The sequence below is a fragment of the Streptosporangium sp. NPDC051023 genome (genome assembly GCF_040689595.1).
GTDB lineage: Bacteria > Actinomycetota > Actinomycetes > Streptosporangiales > Streptosporangiaceae > Streptosporangium.
In genome coordinates this window covers 1-16,602 of the sequence record NZ_JBFBCE010000136.1, presented here as the reverse complement: position 1 = coordinate 16,602, position 16,602 = coordinate 1, and the positions used below count along the sequence as shown (strand labels likewise).

The 16,602-nt window shown below is 68.7% G+C and carries 21 protein-coding genes and 2 pseudogenes; 8 read left to right on the top strand and 15 right to left on the bottom strand.

Annotated elements, in window-relative coordinates:
* Window positions 1-15: 15 nt before the first annotated feature.
* Window positions 16-153: a hypothetical protein gene (locus AB0395_RS45285; RefSeq protein ID WP_366293625.1), complete on the top strand. Its 138-nt coding sequence runs from the start codon at window positions 16-18 to the stop codon at window positions 151-153.
* Here AB0395_RS45285 and thrS read toward each other — a convergent pair.
* Window positions 96-1,862 (bottom strand): annotated as a pseudogene (thrS, locus tag AB0395_RS45280) (threonine--tRNA ligase); the annotation flags it as partial. The gene AB0395_RS45285 and the pseudogene thrS sit on opposite strands and share 58 nt — an antisense overlap.
* 57 nt (window positions 1,863-1,919) lie before the next feature.
* Window positions 1,920-2,549 carry a GH25 family lysozyme gene (locus tag AB0395_RS45275; protein WP_366293622.1) on the bottom strand — a complete coding sequence of 210 codons (630 nt, stop codon included), beginning with the start codon at window positions 2,547-2,549 and terminating at the stop codon, window positions 1,920-1,922.
* A 94-nt stretch (window positions 2,550-2,643) separates the two neighbouring features.
* On the opposite strand from AB0395_RS45275, the gene dapD reads away from it, so the two are divergent.
* Entirely contained in the window at window positions 2,644-3,621 is a 978-nt protein-coding gene (gene dapD, locus AB0395_RS45270) for a 2,3,4,5-tetrahydropyridine-2,6-dicarboxylate N-succinyltransferase (RefSeq protein ID WP_366293619.1), read from the top strand.
* Between the two features lie 136 nt (window positions 3,622-3,757).
* Entirely contained in the window at window positions 3,758-4,381 is a 624-nt protein-coding gene (locus AB0395_RS45265) for a hypothetical protein (protein WP_366293616.1), read from the top strand.
* Between the two features lie 120 nt (window positions 4,382-4,501).
* On the opposite strand, the gene AB0395_RS45260 is transcribed toward AB0395_RS45265, so the two are convergent.
* From AB0395_RS45260 to AB0395_RS45220, 9 genes are all read right to left on the bottom strand, one after another.
* On the bottom strand, window positions 4,502-4,828 hold the full coding sequence (locus tag AB0395_RS45260) for a hypothetical protein (protein ID WP_366293614.1): 327 nt from the start codon (window positions 4,826-4,828) through the stop codon (window positions 4,502-4,504).
* A gap of 23 nt (window positions 4,829-4,851) precedes the next feature.
* Complete coding sequence (locus AB0395_RS45255; RefSeq protein WP_366293611.1) at window positions 4,852-5,748, bottom strand: TIGR03564 family F420-dependent LLM class oxidoreductase; 897 nt, start codon at window positions 5,746-5,748, stop codon at window positions 4,852-4,854.
* A 147-nt stretch (window positions 5,749-5,895) separates the two neighbouring features.
* On the bottom strand, window positions 5,896-6,630 hold the full coding sequence (locus AB0395_RS45250) for a DUF4232 domain-containing protein (RefSeq protein ID WP_366293608.1): 735 nt from the start codon (window positions 6,628-6,630) through the stop codon (window positions 5,896-5,898).
* An 87-nt stretch (window positions 6,631-6,717) separates the two neighbouring features.
* Window positions 6,718-7,935: a right-handed parallel beta-helix repeat-containing protein gene (locus tag AB0395_RS45245; RefSeq protein WP_366293605.1), complete on the bottom strand. Its 1,218-nt coding sequence runs from the start codon at window positions 7,933-7,935 to the stop codon at window positions 6,718-6,720.
* Window positions 7,936-8,371: 436 nt separating this feature from the next.
* Window positions 8,372-9,127 (bottom strand): protein phosphatase 2C domain-containing protein, encoded by a 756-nt coding sequence (locus AB0395_RS45240; RefSeq protein WP_366293603.1) that lies wholly within the window; start codon window positions 9,125-9,127, stop codon window positions 8,372-8,374.
* 236 nt (window positions 9,128-9,363) lie between these two features.
* Window positions 9,364-9,669 (bottom strand): hypothetical protein, encoded by a 306-nt coding sequence (locus AB0395_RS45235; RefSeq protein WP_366293601.1) that lies wholly within the window; start codon window positions 9,667-9,669, stop codon window positions 9,364-9,366.
* A 1,104-nt stretch (window positions 9,670-10,773) separates the two neighbouring features.
* A complete protein-coding gene (locus AB0395_RS45230; RefSeq protein WP_366293598.1) occupies window positions 10,774-10,965 on the bottom strand; it encodes a zinc-binding dehydrogenase in 192 nt (63 codons plus the stop codon).
* Window positions 10,966-10,987: 22 nt separating this feature from the next.
* Complete coding sequence (locus tag AB0395_RS45225; protein WP_366293596.1) at window positions 10,988-11,212, bottom strand: hypothetical protein; 225 nt, start codon at window positions 11,210-11,212, stop codon at window positions 10,988-10,990.
* Between the two features lie 661 nt (window positions 11,213-11,873).
* Window positions 11,874-12,173: a hypothetical protein gene (locus AB0395_RS45220; protein WP_366293593.1), complete on the bottom strand. Its 300-nt coding sequence runs from the start codon at window positions 12,171-12,173 to the stop codon at window positions 11,874-11,876.
* Window positions 12,174-12,420: 247 nt separating this feature from the next.
* Between AB0395_RS45220 and AB0395_RS45215 the strand changes: the two are divergent.
* Window positions 12,421-12,489 (top strand): annotated as a pseudogene (locus AB0395_RS45215) (HNH endonuclease); the annotation flags it as partial.
* Between the two features lie 25 nt (window positions 12,490-12,514).
* Here AB0395_RS45215 and AB0395_RS45210 read toward each other — a convergent pair.
* On the bottom strand, window positions 12,515-12,706 hold the full coding sequence (locus AB0395_RS45210; protein ID WP_366293628.1) for a hypothetical protein: 192 nt from the start codon (window positions 12,704-12,706) through the stop codon (window positions 12,515-12,517).
* Window positions 12,707-13,315: 609 nt separating this feature from the next.
* On the opposite strand from AB0395_RS45210, the gene AB0395_RS45205 reads away from it, so the two are divergent.
* From AB0395_RS45205 to AB0395_RS45190, 4 genes are all read left to right on the top strand, one after another.
* On the top strand, window positions 13,316-13,597 hold the full coding sequence (locus AB0395_RS45205) for a hypothetical protein (RefSeq protein WP_366293591.1): 282 nt from the start codon (window positions 13,316-13,318) through the stop codon (window positions 13,595-13,597).
* Between the two features lie 184 nt (window positions 13,598-13,781).
* Window positions 13,782-14,099, top strand: a complete 318-nt coding sequence (locus tag AB0395_RS45200) for a hypothetical protein (RefSeq protein WP_366293588.1) — start codon at window positions 13,782-13,784, stop codon at window positions 14,097-14,099.
* A gap of 245 nt (window positions 14,100-14,344) precedes the next feature.
* Window positions 14,345-14,614, top strand: coding sequence for a hypothetical protein (locus AB0395_RS45195; RefSeq protein WP_366293586.1), 270 nt, complete (start codon window positions 14,345-14,347; stop codon window positions 14,612-14,614).
* 185 nt (window positions 14,615-14,799) lie between these two features.
* The gene (locus tag AB0395_RS45190; RefSeq protein ID WP_366293583.1) at window positions 14,800-15,066 is read left to right on the top strand and encodes a hypothetical protein; all 267 of its coding nucleotides are present in this window, start codon (window positions 14,800-14,802) and stop codon (window positions 15,064-15,066) included.
* 54 nt (window positions 15,067-15,120) lie between these two features.
* On the opposite strand, the gene AB0395_RS45185 is transcribed toward AB0395_RS45190, so the two are convergent.
* The 3 genes from AB0395_RS45185 to AB0395_RS45175 all read right to left on the bottom strand — a co-directional run bounded on the left by AB0395_RS45185 (window position 15,121) and on the right by AB0395_RS45175 (window position 16,321).
* Entirely contained in the window at window positions 15,121-15,309 is a 189-nt protein-coding gene (locus AB0395_RS45185; protein ID WP_366293580.1) for a hypothetical protein, read from the bottom strand.
* A 249-nt stretch (window positions 15,310-15,558) separates the two neighbouring features.
* Entirely contained in the window at window positions 15,559-15,831 is a 273-nt protein-coding gene (locus AB0395_RS45180; protein ID WP_366293578.1) for a hypothetical protein, read from the bottom strand.
* A gap of 187 nt (window positions 15,832-16,018) precedes the next feature.
* Entirely contained in the window at window positions 16,019-16,321 is a 303-nt protein-coding gene (locus AB0395_RS45175) for a hypothetical protein (RefSeq protein ID WP_366293576.1), read from the bottom strand.
* Window positions 16,322-16,602 lie beyond the last annotated feature (281 nt).

The following is a 16,602-nucleotide window of genomic DNA, read 5'->3' as shown; positions in this document are numbered from 1 at the left end:
ACGGTCAAGCCGACCGTGAAACCGACGGCGACACCCACCGTGAAACCCACGATCAAACCGACCGTGAAACCGACGGCGACACCCACCGTGAAACCGTCGACTTCGATCCTGACGCCCCGCTCACGGGCCTTCTTGGCCAGATCCTGCAGGTAGGGCGCGTGGGCGTCGGCGATCGGGATGCCGACGACCTGCACCGGGGCGAGCCACGGAGGGAACGCGCCCGCGTAGTGCTCGACCAGGACGCCGAAGAAGCGCTCGATCGAGCCGAACAGCGCCCGGTGGATCATGATGGGCTGCTGGCGCGAGCCGTCGGACGCCTGGAACTCCAGCTCGAAGAGCTTCGGAAGGTTGAAGTCGAGCTGGATGGTCGACATCTGCCAGCTGCGGCCGATGGCGTCGCGGGCCTGCACGGAGATCTTCGGCCCGTAGAACGCCGCCCCGCCGGGGTCGAGGACGAGCTCCAGGTTCTCCGACTCGGCGACATCGCGCAGGGTCTCGGTCGCCTCCTCCCAGTCCTCGTCCGAGCCGACGAACTTGACCGGGTCCTTGGTCGACAGCTCCAGGTAGAAGTCTTCGAGCCCGTAGTCGCGCAGCAGGTCCAGGACGAACCTGAGCAGCGACTTCAGCTCGTCGCGCATCTGGTCGCGGGTGCAGTAGATGTGCGCGTCGTCCTGGGTCAGGCCGCGCACACGGGTGAGGCCGTGGACGACGCCGGACTTCTCGTAGCGGTAGACGGTGCCGAACTCGAACAGCCTGAGCGGCAGCTCACGGTAGGAGCGCCCGCGCGACCCGAAGATCAGGTTGTGCATCGGGCAGTTCATCGGCTTGAGGTAGTACTTGGCGCCTTCGAGCTCCATGGGCGGGAACATGCCGTCGGCGTACCAGTCGAGGTGACCGGAGATCTCGTAGAGGTGCCCCTTGGTGATGTGCGGGGTGTTGACGAAGGAGTAACCCGCCTCCTCGTGCCTGCGCCGGGAGTAGTCCTCAAGCACCTTGCGGATCACACCCCCCTTGGGGTGGAAGACCGGCAGGCCCGAGCCCAGCTCATCGGGGAAGGAGAACAGGTCGAGCTCGGCGCCCAGCTTGCGGTGGTCGCGCTTCTCGGCCTCCTCCAGCAGGTGGAGGTACTCCTCCTGCTTCTCCCGCGACTCCCACGCGGTGCCGTAGATCCGCTGGAGCTGCGGGTTCTTCTCGCTGCCCCGCCAATAGGCGCCGCCGGTGCGCATCAGCTTGAAGGCCGGGATGGAACGGGTGCTGGGCACGTGGGGCCCCCGGCACAGGTCCTTCCAGCACAGCTCGCCGGTCTTCGGGTCGAGGTTGTCGTAGATGGTCAGCTCCGCGCCGCCGACCTCGACGCTCTCCTCGGCGTCCCCGCCGCCCTTGAGGCCGATGAGCTCCAGCTTGTACGGCTCCGCCGCCAGCTCCTCACGCGCCTGCTCGTCGGAAACCCGCCTGCGGGAGAAACGCTGTCCCTGCTTGACGATCTCGCGCATGCGCTTCTCGATGCGCTTGAGGTCCTCGGGGGTGAACGGGTGCTCGACGTCGAAGTCGTAGTAGAAGCCGTTCTCGACCGGCGGCCCGATGCCGAGCTTGGCGTCGGGGAAGATCTCCTGCACGGCCTGGGCCATGACGTGCGCGGTCGAGTGGCGCACGATGGCCCTGCCGTCGACGCTGCCCGCCTCGACCGGCGCGATCACGTCGCCGTCGGACACCGGCGCCGCCAGGTCCTTCAGCTCTCCGCCCGCCCTGGCGGCGACCACGGAGCGGCCGTCGGCTTCGAGCACGTCGCCGTACGTCGTGCCCTCCGCCACCACACGCTCGGCTCCGGCGAGGGTGATGCGAAGTTCTGACACGGCGGACACGGTTGCTCCTCGGTGGACGCGACACTGGTTCTCGGAAAATCCGACTCTGGATCGATGCTACCGGTGTCCGCCACGCCTTTTTTCAGCATGCCGCCGACGGCGGTAGCCGAGCGAGACGAGTTCGGCCCGGGTTCCTCGGAAGACGTTGCGGTCCAGCGGTCTGTGGGAGTACTGGTGAATGGTCCATCTGCGCCATGGCACCGGGACCTCCGGCCTGCCCGTCGGATGGTCGGGGGCGGCGATCCACAGCGGATAGTCCTCAAGTCCGGCGCAGTTGCCGTTGTCCGCGAAGGCCAGGAACGTGTAGATCACCGGCCGCACCCCGGCGTGCGCGGTGACGGCGTGGCACCAGCGGCGCGCGAAGCGGGCCACCTTCCTGGCGGGCAGGCGGTCGCTGGTCTCCAGGTCGAGGGCCAGAAGATCGCCGCGACGCAGGCCGCCGGCCCGCCCGACCGTCCGCAGGAAGCGGCGCGCCTGCTCCTCGGGGTCGCCGGAGGGCCTGGCGAAGTGGTAGGCCCCGCAGACGATCCAGCTCTCCCGCATGCCGGCCCAGTTGCGCTCGAACCACCGGTCGGTGAAGGTGCCGCCCTCCGTGGCCTTGGCGAAGGCGAAGGCCACGCCGTTGTCCGCGTGGCCTCCCCAGTCGACCGCGCCCTGCCAGTTCGACACATCGATGCCGTGCAACATGGCGGCCAGGCTATTGACGGTGCGAGGCGGGCACACGCCGACCACACCCCTCGGCGTGCGGTCGTTGCACCGGCTTTGACTAGGCTTGGTCGGCGTGAACGCAGCAGCTCAGACCTCCGGCGCCCACGGCGTCGGTATCGCCACCATCACCTCAGACGGGACCGTGCTCGACACCTGGTTCCCCGCTCCGCAACTGGGCGAGCCCGCCTCCCCCGGCACCAGGCGGCTGACCGGTCAGGAGGCCGTGCAGGCTCTCGGCCCAGAGGTCGCCGCGCTGCTCGGGCCCGATGAGGCCAGGGGGGTCGAGGTGGTCGCGGTGCACACCGGGATCACCAAGCTGTCGGAGGCCCCCGTCGACGCGCACGACGCCTACCTCCGCCTCCACCTGCTCTCCGCCCGCCTCGTCCAGCCGCACGGGCAGAGCCTGGACGGCCTGTTCGGCCTTCTCAGCAACGTGGTGTGGACCAACCACGGCCCGTGTGCCGTCGAGGACTTCGAGACCGTACGGCTGCGCCTGCGCGCCCGGGGCCCGGTCACCGTCCACGGCGTGGACAAGTTCCCGCGGATGGTCGACTACGTGATGCCCTCCGGCGTGCGGATCGCCGACGCCGACCGCGTCCGCCTGGGCGCGCACCTGGCCGCGGGCACGACGGTGATGCACGAGGGCTTCGTCAACTTCAACGCGGGAACGCTGGGCACGTCCATGGTCGAGGGTCGCATCTCGGCGGGCGTGGTCGTCGACGACGGCTCCGACGTCGGCGGCGGCGCCTCGATCATGGGCACGCTGTCCGGCGGCGGCAAGCAGGTCATCTCCATCGGCCGCCGCTGCCTGCTCGGCGCCAACAGCGGCGTCGGCATCTCCCTCGGCGACGACTGCGTCGTGGAGGCGGGCCTGTACGTCACGTCGGGGACGAAGGTCGCCCTCCCCGACAATCGGGTCGTCAAGGCCGCCGAGCTTTCCGGCGCCTCCGGCCTGCTGTTCCGCCGCAACTCCACCTCGGGTGCCGTCGAGGCCGTGCACCGCAAGGGCACGGGCATCGAGCTCAACAGCGCTCTGCACGCCAACGACTGACCCGCGCGGCACACGGCGGCGGGTCCCGTCCCGTGTGCCGTAAGCCGACGGCGCCCCGGCGGCCTGCGGGACCTCGTTCCCGGGCCGCCTGCCTGGCAAGGTTATCCCGACGAACCTCGCGGCGGCAGGGAGTGGCATGAGCGGTCGGGAAATGGCACGCGATGAGCGTGACGAGACGGTCATGACGGCGACCGCCCGCTGGGTCACCGGCCTGTTCGCCCCGCAATTGCTGGTCATCGTGCTGCCCCCGGTCGTCGGGCTGATGGCGGACGGTTGGCGGGGCGCCGTGTGGGGGCTGGGGGCCTCGGCGCTGTGCGGCGGGGTCCCCGCCGGGGTGATCCTGGCGGGAGTCCGCTCTGGGCGGCTCGACTCCCACCATCTGGTCGACCGCGCGAGCAGGACGAAGCCGCTGCTGGTCGCCGTCTGCGCGGTGCTGGCCGCGCTGGTGCTGATGGTCTGGCTCGGCGCTCCCCTGCTGCTGATCTCCACGGTGGCCGCGATGCTGGCCGCGCTCGCGGTGACGGTCCCGATCACGCTCAGGTGGAAGATCTCCTTCCACGCCGCTGTGTCCGCGGGCACCGTGGTCGTGCTCTCCCGGGTGCTGCCCGCCGTACCCGCCCTCGTGACCGGCGCGCTGGTCGTGGTCACGATCTGCTGGGCCAGGGTACGGCTGCGCCACCACACTCCCGCCCAGGTCGCCGCCGGGGTTCTGGTCGGCTTCGGCACGGCGTGGGCGACCTTGAGCGCCTTCGGCGTCTGAAGGATGGCGCTCCCCGCCCTCCGGCGGGCCCCGGCCGCCCGACGCCCTCGCGTCATGGCCGCCCAAGCGCCCTCGGCCTCAACGCGTGCCGGCCCCACGGCATGACGACGACCGGGACCGTCAGGCGCACCCGCCGGGCGAGGTGCCCGGATTCCCAGCGATCGCCGGATAGAGCATGATTTCCGTCATGCCGAAAAATCGTGATTCGCTGTGGTCCGTGGGGTCGAAGAGGTCGATCCTGTCCATCGGTTCGACCAACTCGATCCTCTCGATCGGGTCGGCCGGTTCCGTGCTGTCCATCGGCTCGGTTGGCTCGGCCGCCTCGGCTTTCTCGATCGGTTCCGCAGCCTCGGCTCTCTCGGTCGGCTCCGTGCTGTCGGTCGGCTCGATCCTGTCGGCGCTCACCCGCTGGTCCATCATGTCCTGGCGGTCCAGGAAAGCGATCATGAGGGCAGGCGAGGCCGGGAGTCTCAGAGGAGGGTCCTGAGGAACTCCCGCGTCCTGCCACTCCCGCCGAACCCCGCGGCGACGAAGTCGGTGACCCCGGCCAGGGCGAGCGACTCGATCTGGGCGGAGACCGTCTCCTCGTCCCCGACGATCGCGACGTCCGCCGGGCCCGCCGCGCCCTCCCTGTCGAGCATCGCCCGATAGGAAGGCAACTCACCGTAGATCGCGAACACCTCGGCGGCCAGCGCCCTCGCGGCCTCAACGTCATCGGTGACGCAGACGGGGAGGGTGCACACGATCCTCGGCGCGGGCCGTCCCGCGGCCCGCGCGGCCTCGGTGACGGCGGGCGTGACGTGCTCGGCCACGGTTCTGGGGCCGGTCATCCACAGCACGGTGCCGTCGGCCAGCTCTCCCGCCAGCTTGAGCATGCGCGGGGCCAGCGCCGCGATGAGCACCGGCATGTCCCCGGCGCCCGGGGTTGTCAGCCCGATGTGCGCCTTGAGGGTCTCCCCCTCGAAGTCCGCCTGCTCGCCGCGCACAAGTGGCACCAGGACGGACAGGTACTCGCGCATGTGCCGGGCGGGTTTGTCGAAGCTGTAGCCGTAGACGCCCTCGATGACAACCTGGTGCGACAGTCCGATGCCGAGCGCGAGCCTGCCGTCGAGCGCGGCGTTGACCGTAAGCGCCTGCTGGGCGAGCGCCGCGGGATGACGCGGGTAGGTGGGCACGACGGCGGTGCCGAGCTCGATCCCCGGCACTCCGCCGCCCGCGACGGCGAGGGCGGTTAGCGCGTCAAGCCCGAAGATGTTGGACATCCAGGCGGAGGAGAAGCCCTCCTCCGCCGCCCGCACGATCCGCTCCCGCAGCTCGCCCAGCTCGCCGGGCCCCTTCGGCTCGCTGAGCAACAGTCCGATCCGCATAGCCGCCGAACTCCGTTCTCGTGGTTGCGGCCAGTCTAGGCGGGCAGGTCGCGGTCATCGATCATTTCCGGGGCGGGTGGCGCGCGGCGGAGAGCATCGCGTACGGCCGCGCCGAAGCGGGCGCAGGGAGAACGCCCGCCGCCGCGCTCAGAGCCGGGCGCCCGCGGTCATCGGGGTGATGTCGAGACGGCCGTCCCCGCAGACCATCCCGGCGAAGGGGATCTCGAGGTGCGCGACCTCGTCCGGCGGAATGATCATCAACCGTGCCATCGACGGGCAGGTGGACTCGCCCTGGCCCGGCACCACGGTCCAATGGACCCTGGCGTGGGCAGAGGCGCCGGGGCGCAGCGTCACCCGGTGCGCCGGGACGTTCTCCCTGCGGACCCGGGTGCGCAACGCGTCGCCGTTGCCGTCGAACATGACCAGGCCGACGAAACCGTAAACCCAGCAGGTCTTCGCCGAGGTGTTGGTGAGCACCAGCGGTGCGTACCGCTGCCCCGCCCCCGCGTCTCCCTCACCCGTGCGCGCCTTGAGACCCTCGGTACGGCAGCGCCCCGCCGCGGCCTTCCCCGTGGGGAGGCCCGCGCCCCCGGACGCTGCCCCGGCGGCTCCCGTCCTCGCGTCCTCATCCTTCGCTCCCGTGGCCCTCGTTCCCGTGGCCCTCGTTCCCGTGGCCCTCGTTCCCGTGGCCCTCGTTCCCGTGGCTCCGGCCCGTGTGCCGGTGTCCGCCGGGTGTTCCGCGGGCCGTACGGCGGCGGATCCCGCCGGGCTCGCCGCGATTCCCGGCTGCGCGGGCGAGGCGCACGCCGCGACCGCCATCAGCGTGCCCGCCGTCGCGAGGGAGATGGCCGTGAGCCGTCGCACCCTGTTATTGCGTTCCATGCCCGTTTGGACGCGCGGGGCGGGGTTTTTGTTCAGCGGGCCTTCCGGCGCGGCGCGCACCGGCCGCGCGCCGCCCCGCCGCCCGTGTCAGTAGCCCCTGGTGACTCTGACGCCGCGTCCGACGGCTCGCGGAACTCCGACGTTGTCGACCAGGTTGCCGGTCGAGGCGATAGACATCGAGTTGCCGTCCGCCTTGCTGTAGAGCAGACCGGTCTCCTGCTTCGTACCGTGGCCGAGCACGGTGTTGCCGGTGACCGAGGCGTGGCCGCCCCCGTAGTTCACCCCGTCCAGAGCGAGGTAGACGTACTTGCTGTCTGCGGGCAGCGCCGTGGTGAACGATCGGTGCCGCTCAAGCGGCGCGGTGCCGAGCGGGTGCGCCCTCCGGGCGGCGGCCTGCTCCGCGGCCGGAGGCACGAAGTTGTGGATCCTGTTGCCGGTTATGGTGCTGTTCGCCTCGCCCTGAAGGTCGCAGCGGATGCCGAAATAGGTCTGGCCTGCGGCGCCCTCGCCGCCGAAGTCCTCGATGTAGTTGTTCTGCATGGACGTGCCGAAGCACCGGTGGGCGTCGATCGCGTGCTTCGGGACTCCGTACAGGTGCAGGTCGCTCATCACCCAGCCCGCGGCGTTGTCCGACTCGATGGCGCTCGTGCCGCTGAACGCGATCCAGGAGCGCTGCAGGGTCCAGTCGGTGATGGAGTTGCCCGGGTCGACCACCTTGATGCCCGCGCCGCCGGACGCCTCGATGTAGACGTCGCTGATGACGCTGTTCACCATGGTGTTCCGCAGCAGGGTGCCGTTCTTCGACGGGTTGCTGAGACGGATGCCGTCCGAGGGGGCACCGAAAATGTCCACGTCGTAGATCCGGCTGTTCCACGACCTGAGCATGAGTCCGACGGTGCCGGTGTTGTTGTCCCGGTTGCCGTCCAGGGTGAGGCGTTCGACGCGGACGGTGTCGGAGCTGTACGGCTGGTCGCCGACCCAGCTCTCCGAGGCGAGCATGGCGGGCAGGTTGGCGCCGTCCGCCTGCTTGATCAGGGCCCCCGCCTTCGAATCACCCCGGTAGGTGCGGCGGTCGAGCAAGGTGATGGTCGCGTTGATCAGGCAGGGGCCCTTGAAGACGATCTCATCGCCCTCCTTCGAGGAGTCGATCGCGGCCTGGATGGTCCTCGCATCGTCGGCGCCGTTGGCGCAGGTGGCGTCAACGCGCGCGGCCGATGCCGGGAGCACGGGTGTCGCAACGGCGATGCCCGTGGCGGCCAGCGTGACGGCGACGACCACCAATGGAGTGATACGTGACCTGCGCATATTCACAGCCCTTCCAGAACCCGGATGATCTACGTCCTGGACGCTAACGCACGGCGCGTTTGAACAACGGCCGCGCGATGAATCCCTTTCTCCGCACGAACAGGCGCACTTTTGAGAGGGCTTTTCGCACAGGGACGCGCGCGCCGGACATACCGCGTTAAAGGAGCGACCCCGTCCCGTCGGCTCGGAGGATCGGCGCAAATAACAGTCCAAAATACCCACAATTGGTCATGCCGCTTTCCGCCTCAAGTCGGCATTGTGACCTGTGAGCCCCATGGGCTCCACGCTCCCCTTCCGGCCCCCAGGGCGCCGTGGCAGAGGGGGAAGGGGGGCGGCCTCAAACGGTGCTTCGGGATCGTTGAGCAGGCGCGGCGGCGGTGGATCAGGTCCAGCCCTCGTCACGGGCACCGCCGCCGCGCTCCGGCACCGAGAGCACTCACCAGGAGAGCCAGACCGCCGTCGCGTCATCATGCGGCTTCGCGGCGTGCGGCGTACCCCGTTCCAGCTCCTCCCGCCGTACTTGGGCGATCAACTCCGCAGGCCCCCTGGTTGCGGCCACCGCCGTCATCTGCTCCCAGCTGTGGCCGTACCACTCCACCAGCCGCGTCACGCCATCGGTGAGCAGCAGGACACCCGTCACCTTCTCCGAGGGCACCGATCCCGACAGCGCCTCATACGCCGCCTCCGGGGCCGTGGACGCCACCCAGAAGCCGCCCGGCCGATTCCGTAGCGCGCGGACCAGCTCCAGGCTGTACGGCCGGCCGCCGGGCAGGTGGTCGGTGCGGTCGTCATGGACCACCTGGACGGTGCCGTCCGTGTGCCGCAGCGCGATCGGCGAGTCACACAGCACCAGGTAGTCCAGCAGGCCTCCCCGTTCACGCAGCACGGCCACGGTTGAGGAGGGACTGTCGGGGTTGGTCAGGTCGCAGGTGCCGGCGTGGGCCGTCATCGCGGCCCGGATGGCGTCGGCCACGAGATCGGGCAGCCCCTCCTCCGGCCGCGTCGCGAGCCGGCCGGCCAGCGCGCCGCCGAGCTCGGCGACCAACCAGGGCACGTCATGACGGCAGCCGGAATCGACCCCCGCCGGGGCGGTCGCCCCGTCGAGGACGGCGACCCATGTCGACCCCGCGATCACGAAGTCCTCGTTGGAGGGACGGCCGGGCGCCGCCGCGGTTTCGTAGGTGATGCGCACAGGTGTCCTAGCCGGATTCGGGAAGCGGTGGGCGAACGTCGAGCCGATCTTCCTAATCTGCAACCTAGTCGCCCACCGTCGCCGATGGCACCCCGGCGCGCCAACTCGGTGGCCGGCACCGCCGCCTCGTCACAGGCCGGGCCTTCGCCGAGCCTCTGACGGGCCACGGCATCGGGCCGAAGGCGTCTCCGGACCGGTTCCACGTCGGAGGAGCGGAGGCGTCTCCGTGCCCAGGCTCAGCCGCGCTTCTCGATCCACCAGTACAGGAATGTCCCGGAGAAACCGACGCTGGATTCCTGGTTCACCCCCACCCACGACCCCTCGGCGAGCCTGCGAGGCCCTCCCGTCCGATCGACATAGCCGACGACGAGCCGCTGCTCCCCGCTGCCGGTCGTGCATTTGCTGTACATGTAGCCGTTGCTCACCTGGGTGAAGGTGCAACCGTCCAGGACCGCCTGGGCGGGGGCGGCGGTGCCGACCAGCAGTCCGGCGGTGAGGAGTGCGACGGCGGAGAATGTGGCCGTCCGGTTTCTGAATTCCATGTGCGCTTCCTCCGGTGGTCCTCGAAGGGTGAATGGCGCCAGACAAACGTTTTACTTAAGAAACTTTCCTGAACGAAAAATACCCGCCGGGGGAAGCACGTCAAGGCCCTCCACATCCGCCGCGGTGGTGGCCGCACCCGCTCCTTCCAGGCCGTGATCGTCCCCGTCGCGCTCGCCCGCCCGGCGCCGGCACCTGGTACGACCGGCCCGTGACGCCTGAGCGGTTTCCCCGCTCCGGACGGCGGGTTACGGCAGACGGAACATCCGGCCCATCACCGCCTCGACCCGGTCCAGCGTCCAGTGCCGGTCATCCCGGCCGTACGGCCGTGCCCTCCCGGGAAGGAGTTCGGCGTCCGGGCAACCGGACCGCGGGGATCCTGCCCCCCGGCACCACGGGCGCCCCCGTCCTCCGCACTGGAGGACGGGGGCGCCGGCACGCCTGCCCCTGGCTACGGCTGATGCTCGACGGGGTCAACACGGGCACAAGAGCTCCCCGACACCCAGGTGCTGCTGAACCAGCGTGCCGCCTGACACTGGTAGACACCCGCGTCCGACCCCGACGAGAGCGTGATCAGGCTGACGCCTCCATCTCCCGACCCGGTACACGGATTACCCCAGACGTGCCACAGGCCACTCCCGGCGGGACGATTGAAAAAGAGCCCACCGTCGCAGACATAGTCCCCAGCCGCATGCGCGGCGGGAACCGCTATCAGCGGCCCGGCGAGAACCGCCGCGGCTACGGTGACGGCGAGACGTTTGATCAGGGACATAGGGGTGCCCTTTCGCAGAAGGGGATAGAAGGGGACAGTTTTGCGGGCTACCCCTACCCACCCTCCCGTCCGGCCGCCCTCACCGCACCGCCAGGCTTTCAGGCCCCCCACCCGGCGTTATGGCTCCTGGAGCCACGGCGGAACACCCCCGCGAAGGGCGGAACCGCGCCGCGGGCCGCCCTTCATCATGCGTCTCCTGCCCGTGCACTCCTTGGAGTGCAGAGTTGAGTACGGGTAAACGGGTAAAGCTGGATGCCGGTCAGGGTCAGCGGCTTCGAGGTGGCGAGGTTCCACGTTCTCGGTGGCTCGGTCGATGCTCTTGGCACGGATGTCGTCAGACCAGCAGCAGGGTCTTGCCCACGGCGGTGCGGTTCTCGATCGCGGCGTGCGCGTCGGCGGCGCGCTCCAACGGGAAGGTCTGCCCGATGACCGGCCGGACGAGCCCGGCGGCGGCCTGGGACATCATCTGCTCCGCCCACCGCGCCACATTCGGCCCGAAATCGAAAAGCTGCTCAATGCCGATCACGTCCACGCCCTTGGACCGCGCCTCAGCGGGGTCGATGAGCGTGGGAACCCACCCGTCCGGCCACCAGGCCGCCCGGCACATACGGCAACGACGGCTTGGCGTGCCATTTGTCGACGCCACGCCGGATCTGCGTTTCGACGAACGTTATGCCCGCGACCGCCACATCGACCACGACCTGGCCCGCCCCGGCCACCGGATCCGATGCCTCACCCGGCACCAGCACCTCCGGGCCCCCAAACCGGATCACCCGAACCACCTGCATACCGCCCGACTCCCATCCGTTCGCCGATATGGATCCCGAGCATGCAACCTCAATCAGACTTGAGGTCAAGGCGCCCATTCAGCCGGGCGGCAGCCACACGATAGGCGCCGCTCCCTTCTGCTGCCGAGGACGGGAGCACCAGCCACTGACGCAAGCACGCGGCCGCCCCGCTCACCGCGAGCGGGAGGAGGGCCCACGACGGCGCACCCGGAGAGTCGGCCCGAAATTCCAGTCCAAAAAGCCCGCAATTGGCCATGCCGGGTTTTCTCTCAAGTCGGCATTGTGGCCCCTACGACCCCTATGGGTCCCACGCTCCCCTTCCGGCTCCTTCGGGCGCCGTGGCAGGGGAAGGGGGGCGGTCTCAACGCCGCAGGGCTTGAGGGAGCGCGGCGGCGGTGGATCAGGTCCAGCCCTCGCCACGGGCACCGACGCCGCGTTCCGGCGACTCCAGTCGCCTCCCGAGGAGATGGGGCCACCGCCCATCGGGCAGGTTACGCACAGGCCGGGCAGGCGGCCATAGTCATCGTGCGCGTCTCCTCGGCCATACCCAGACCGTATGCCGGAGCTCCGCAGCCGTCATGGACGAACAAGCAGCGCCCCCGTCCTCCGTGGAGGCGGGGGCGTCGTCATGCCGCTCGGTGTCGCGTCAGTCGTACAAGGTGGTCCATCGATACCGCACGGTGCCTGGGAAGTTGACCGACGATATCTCGCCCACCCCCACCCGGGGGCCGGTCATAGCGATCCATCCGACTGCGGGGTTCACGTGCACGCCGCTCACGTAAACCGCTTGCGTGCCTGTGCCGCCCGTGCACTTGCTGTAGACGATGTACCCCTCCTGCCAGGTGGTACAGCCCGTCAGGGTGGCGTGGGCGGGGGATGCGGAGCCCACCAGCAACGACGCGGTGAGCAGGGCGGTGGCGGACAGGGCCGTAACTCGATTTCTCACGTGCACTTCCTCCGACTTCGAAGGTAAACGGCACTTTCAGGCAAGAAACTTTCCAAATCGGACGATACGCCCTGGACGAGGCGCGTCAAGAATGTCTCACCACCCATGCGACCCCTCGTAGGGGCGATGAGGACAGCCGCGTGGTCCGGCTGGCGCGGTTCCCACGCACGTTGCGACCCCTCGCAAGGGCAATGAGGACCTCAACGGCAAAACCCTCACCTCGGCCAGCGCGGTCGACATCGACCACATGGTGCCGCTCGCCAACGCCTGGCGCTCCGGCGCCGACGGTTGGAGCACGCAGAAGCGGAAGGCACTCGCCAATGACTTGTCGAGGCCGCAACTCATCGCCGTCTCCGCCGCCAGCAACAGGTCCAGGGGCGACCAGTCGCCGGGTCCGGGTGAGGCATGCAGCGCCTGTCGCTCGGCGAGGCCTGACCGGGAGCGGATGAGGCGGCGACCGCGGCGAGCGCGAGGGCCATGCCGAGGGCCGCCACCGTGGAGACCACGGCGGCGGACAGGGTAAGGAAACGCATGATCGATCAACCTCCGAGCGGATGAAGCTGCAACAGGTCGCTCACCGCCCCATCACTTTGACTCGCCTCTGTCGTTGATCTGCCATCGCCACGTCATGAATGTGTAACCGGCTCGCAAGATCAGGTAAACCGTTCCCCGTGCCGGTGAGTCGTGAGCGGGCGGCGTTCCGCTGTTCAGGTCCGGCGAAACAGAATCGGGAAGCACGGACCATGCAGCCGAAATATGGAAACCCGGGAGCTCCCGTCCCTGCCGATCAGTGCTCATCTGAAGGTGTCCTCCTACCCAGCCACAAGGAGCCACCGTGAAAATCCACCGACTATCCGCCGCTGCCCTACTCACGGCGGCACTGGGCACCGCTGACCCCTGACAGGTGCGCCCCGGCCACCAGCGCGGGGCACGCCACCCGGTCAGCCCTTGGCGGCCTTCTGCAGCGCCATCCACCCCAAGGGACAGCGGGGCGCTCTGCCGTTGAGGCCAGGCGAAACAACCCTCGAAAGCGGTCTATGCGGCCGAAATATGAGGAAATGCAAGCTCCTCGCCCCCGGCAATCCATGGTCACCTTGAGGTGCTCTCCCCATCCCAACGGATTTCGTGAGGAGCAACCCACAGTGACCATCCGCAGATTCCGCGCGGCCGTACTCGCGACGGCGCTGAGCGCCGCCGTCCTGACCGGTGCCGCCCCCACTTCCGCCACCGTCCTGACCAGTGCCGCCCCTACCATGCGTGTTGATCCGCAGGGCCCATACACCACCACCACCGAGTGCCAGAGTCGGCAGACGTACGCCAGCACACATGGCTACTTCGGCTATGTCTCCCCCTGCTTTCACTACTACGGCCCCGGCGGCCCCCAGAGCGCTCCGGACGGCTACTACTTCCTCCTTGCCTACTGAGCCAGTGGGCGGAGAGGTCCGGGTTACGCGGTCAGGCCCTGGCGGTTTTCTGTAGCCGGGGCCGCTCGTAGTGGCGGCCCGCCGTGCAGGGTCACGTCCATCGTCATGCTGTCAGCACAGCACAAAGCGGCCCCGGCCGCTGGACCATGCAGCCGAAATATGGAAAACCGGGAGCTCCCCGACCTTGGCGATCGGTGGTCACCTGAAGGTGTCCTCCTACCCCAGCCGCAAGGAGACCTTCGTGAAGATCCGCCGATTATCAGCCGCAGCCCTGCTCGCGGCGGCGCTGGGCGCCGCCGCACTGGGCACCGCCGCGCCCGCTTCCGCCGCATCTCAGACCAGCGCGCACGTCTCCGGTCAGTACTGGGTGGTCACGTACGGCCCCTACCTCACCTTGGCGGAGTGCCAAGCGAAACGGGAAGAAGTCCGCCAAGACGGCGACCCGACCACCCCCTGCATAAAAATCTCCTATGGCTACGTCTTCAGGGTGTACATGAGCTGAGAGACCGGGCGGCTTCTTTACTCCTTGGCTGCCTGCTGTAGCGTCATCCACGCCCCGTGCCAGTCCCGGTGCTCACCCCCCTACAGGATGCGCGATGCGCCCCACTGTTCAGGCCCAGCGAAACAGATTCAGGGCACGGACCATGCGGCCGAAATATGAGGAAATGCAAGCTCCTCACCCCCGGCGATTCATGGTCATCTTGAGGTGCTCTCCCCTTCCCGTGAAGCCGTGAGGAGCCACCCGGAGTGAACATCCGCAGATTCCACGCCGCCGTACTCGCAGTGGCACTGGGCACCGCCTCCCTGGCCGCTCCCGCTGCCGCCACCGCTCAGACCAGCTCCGCCACTACTCAGACCGGCACACAAATACTGTGGGTAGGCCCCTTCATCAACATGACAGCGTGCAACGAATACCGGGACTATGTCCTCGCGCACCCCCCCTACAGCTTCGTCTGGCCTTGCGAGTACAACACCGATCTTCCTCGTGCCGGCTTCTACTTCCTCGTGGGCTACTGAGCCAGCGGGCGTCCGGCGCCGCGGTCACGCCCTGGCGGCTTTCTGCAGCGCCACCGTTCAGGCCCAGCGAAACAGTCGCGGAGCACAGACCATGCGGCCGAAATATAGGGAATCGAGAGGTCCTCAGAGCTGGTAGACGGTGGTCCTCTGAAGGTGTTCTCCTACCCAGCCGTAAGGAGTCACCCGTGAAGATCCGCCGATTACCTGCTGCGGCCCTGCTCGCGGCGGCGCTGACCATCAGCACCCTGGCCGGCGCCGCACCAGCTTCCGGCACCACCCAAACCAGCACGCCCCTCTGGATAATCAGGTATGGCCCCTATCCCACCCTGGAACAATGCCAGGCGGAACGGGACATCGTCGCGACGTACGGTGAGCCGACCAGCCGCTGCCTGCCCGACCGCGGGGGCTACAGCTTTGTGGTGTACATCAGCCAGGGTGTCCAGGCGGGCTGAACGCACCTTGGCCACTCCGGGGCACGCCGCTCGGTCAGCCCTTGGCGGCTTTCCTCAGCACCAGCCGGGCGTCGTACCGGCGCTCCCCACCTGCCCCCAGAACGAATGCCGGTCGAGCGCCTCCAGCACCTGCAGGCGGGCCTCCCGCGCCTCCGCCAGCTCGGCTCGCTGCTCCTCTGACACCTCCGCCTCCCCCGCCACGATCGCGACCGACGACGGCAACGCGTCCGTCACCTCCTGCACGCGGGCGTCCGCCGCCCAGTACGCGCGCTGGGCGGGACCCAGCAGAAGAACGGTGAAGACCCATTGCGGCGTAGGAATCTACTGGCGAACTTAGCGGTCACTGCCGCCGCAGCCACCAGCCCACAGCCACACACCACGACGCCCCCGTCCTCCGCGCGCACTGGAGGCGGGGGCGTCCTACTGTTTACCCGCCTGCGACCGCCTCGCCAGGGCAACACGGGGCGGCCACGAGCAGCGCGGGTCGCACTCTCATTTGCGCCCCATCAAGTTCGAACCATCGAAAACCACGATCCGGAGAACGTAGGTGCGCTGCGAGCCAGTAATCGTCACCGAGGCAGGGCCGGGAGCGTTCGGGGGGCCTGTGCATCTAAAGCCCTCCAGGATGAGGTTTGTGCCGTCTAACCACCCCCCGTCCGCGCAGACGTACTTACGTAGCGGGTCGGCGGCGGCCGGAAGCGCCGCCAGCGGGGCCGCGAAAACCGCGACGGCCGCTGCGACGGCGAGGCGTTTGATCAAGGTCATGAGGTGCCCTTTCCGAAGCGAAGGACGAGACCGTGTTCAAGGAGCGCCTCGAAGGTAACGCGGGAGACCGCTCTCACCCCACCATGGCCAGAAGCGGACATTAAGGGGAATTCCGCAACGGCGGTTACGGCACGACGCCTCCGTCCTCCGTAGAGGCGGGGGCGCCGTCATGTCGTTCAGTGCCGCGTCAGTCGAGCAAAATGATTCTGTAGCCGACCAGCTTGCCCGATATGGACGCCACCGATATCTCGCCCACCCCTACTGGGTCGCCAGAGCGGTAGATGTACCCCACCTGAGGGTCTACGTGCAGGCCCTCGGCGTTGATCATTTGCCGGCCCGTGCCACCCGTGCACTGGCTGTAGGCAGTGTTACCCGAGTGCCACGCGGTGCAGCCTGTCAGGGTGGCGTGGGCGGGGGATGCGGAGCCCACCAGCAGCGAGGCGGTGAGCAGGGCGGTGGCGGACACGGCCGCGGTCCGGTTTCTTTTCACGTGCACTTCCTCCGACTCCGAAGGTGAACGGCACTTTCAGGTAAGAAACTTTCCAAATCGGACGATACGCCCCTGGCGAGGCGAGTCAAGAATGTCTCGCTGCCCACCCGCGCACAGCCACCCAGCCAACACCGCCATGTCAGCCGGAGCCACAAGCGCCCCCGTCCTCTATGGAGGCCGGGGGCGCCGAAAGAGCTGGATCCCAGTACGAGCGTCAGCGCCTACTGGGGTTCCGAGCTGCGCAGGCTGCGGGAGGCGATGGGCTGGAGCCAGCAGGAGCT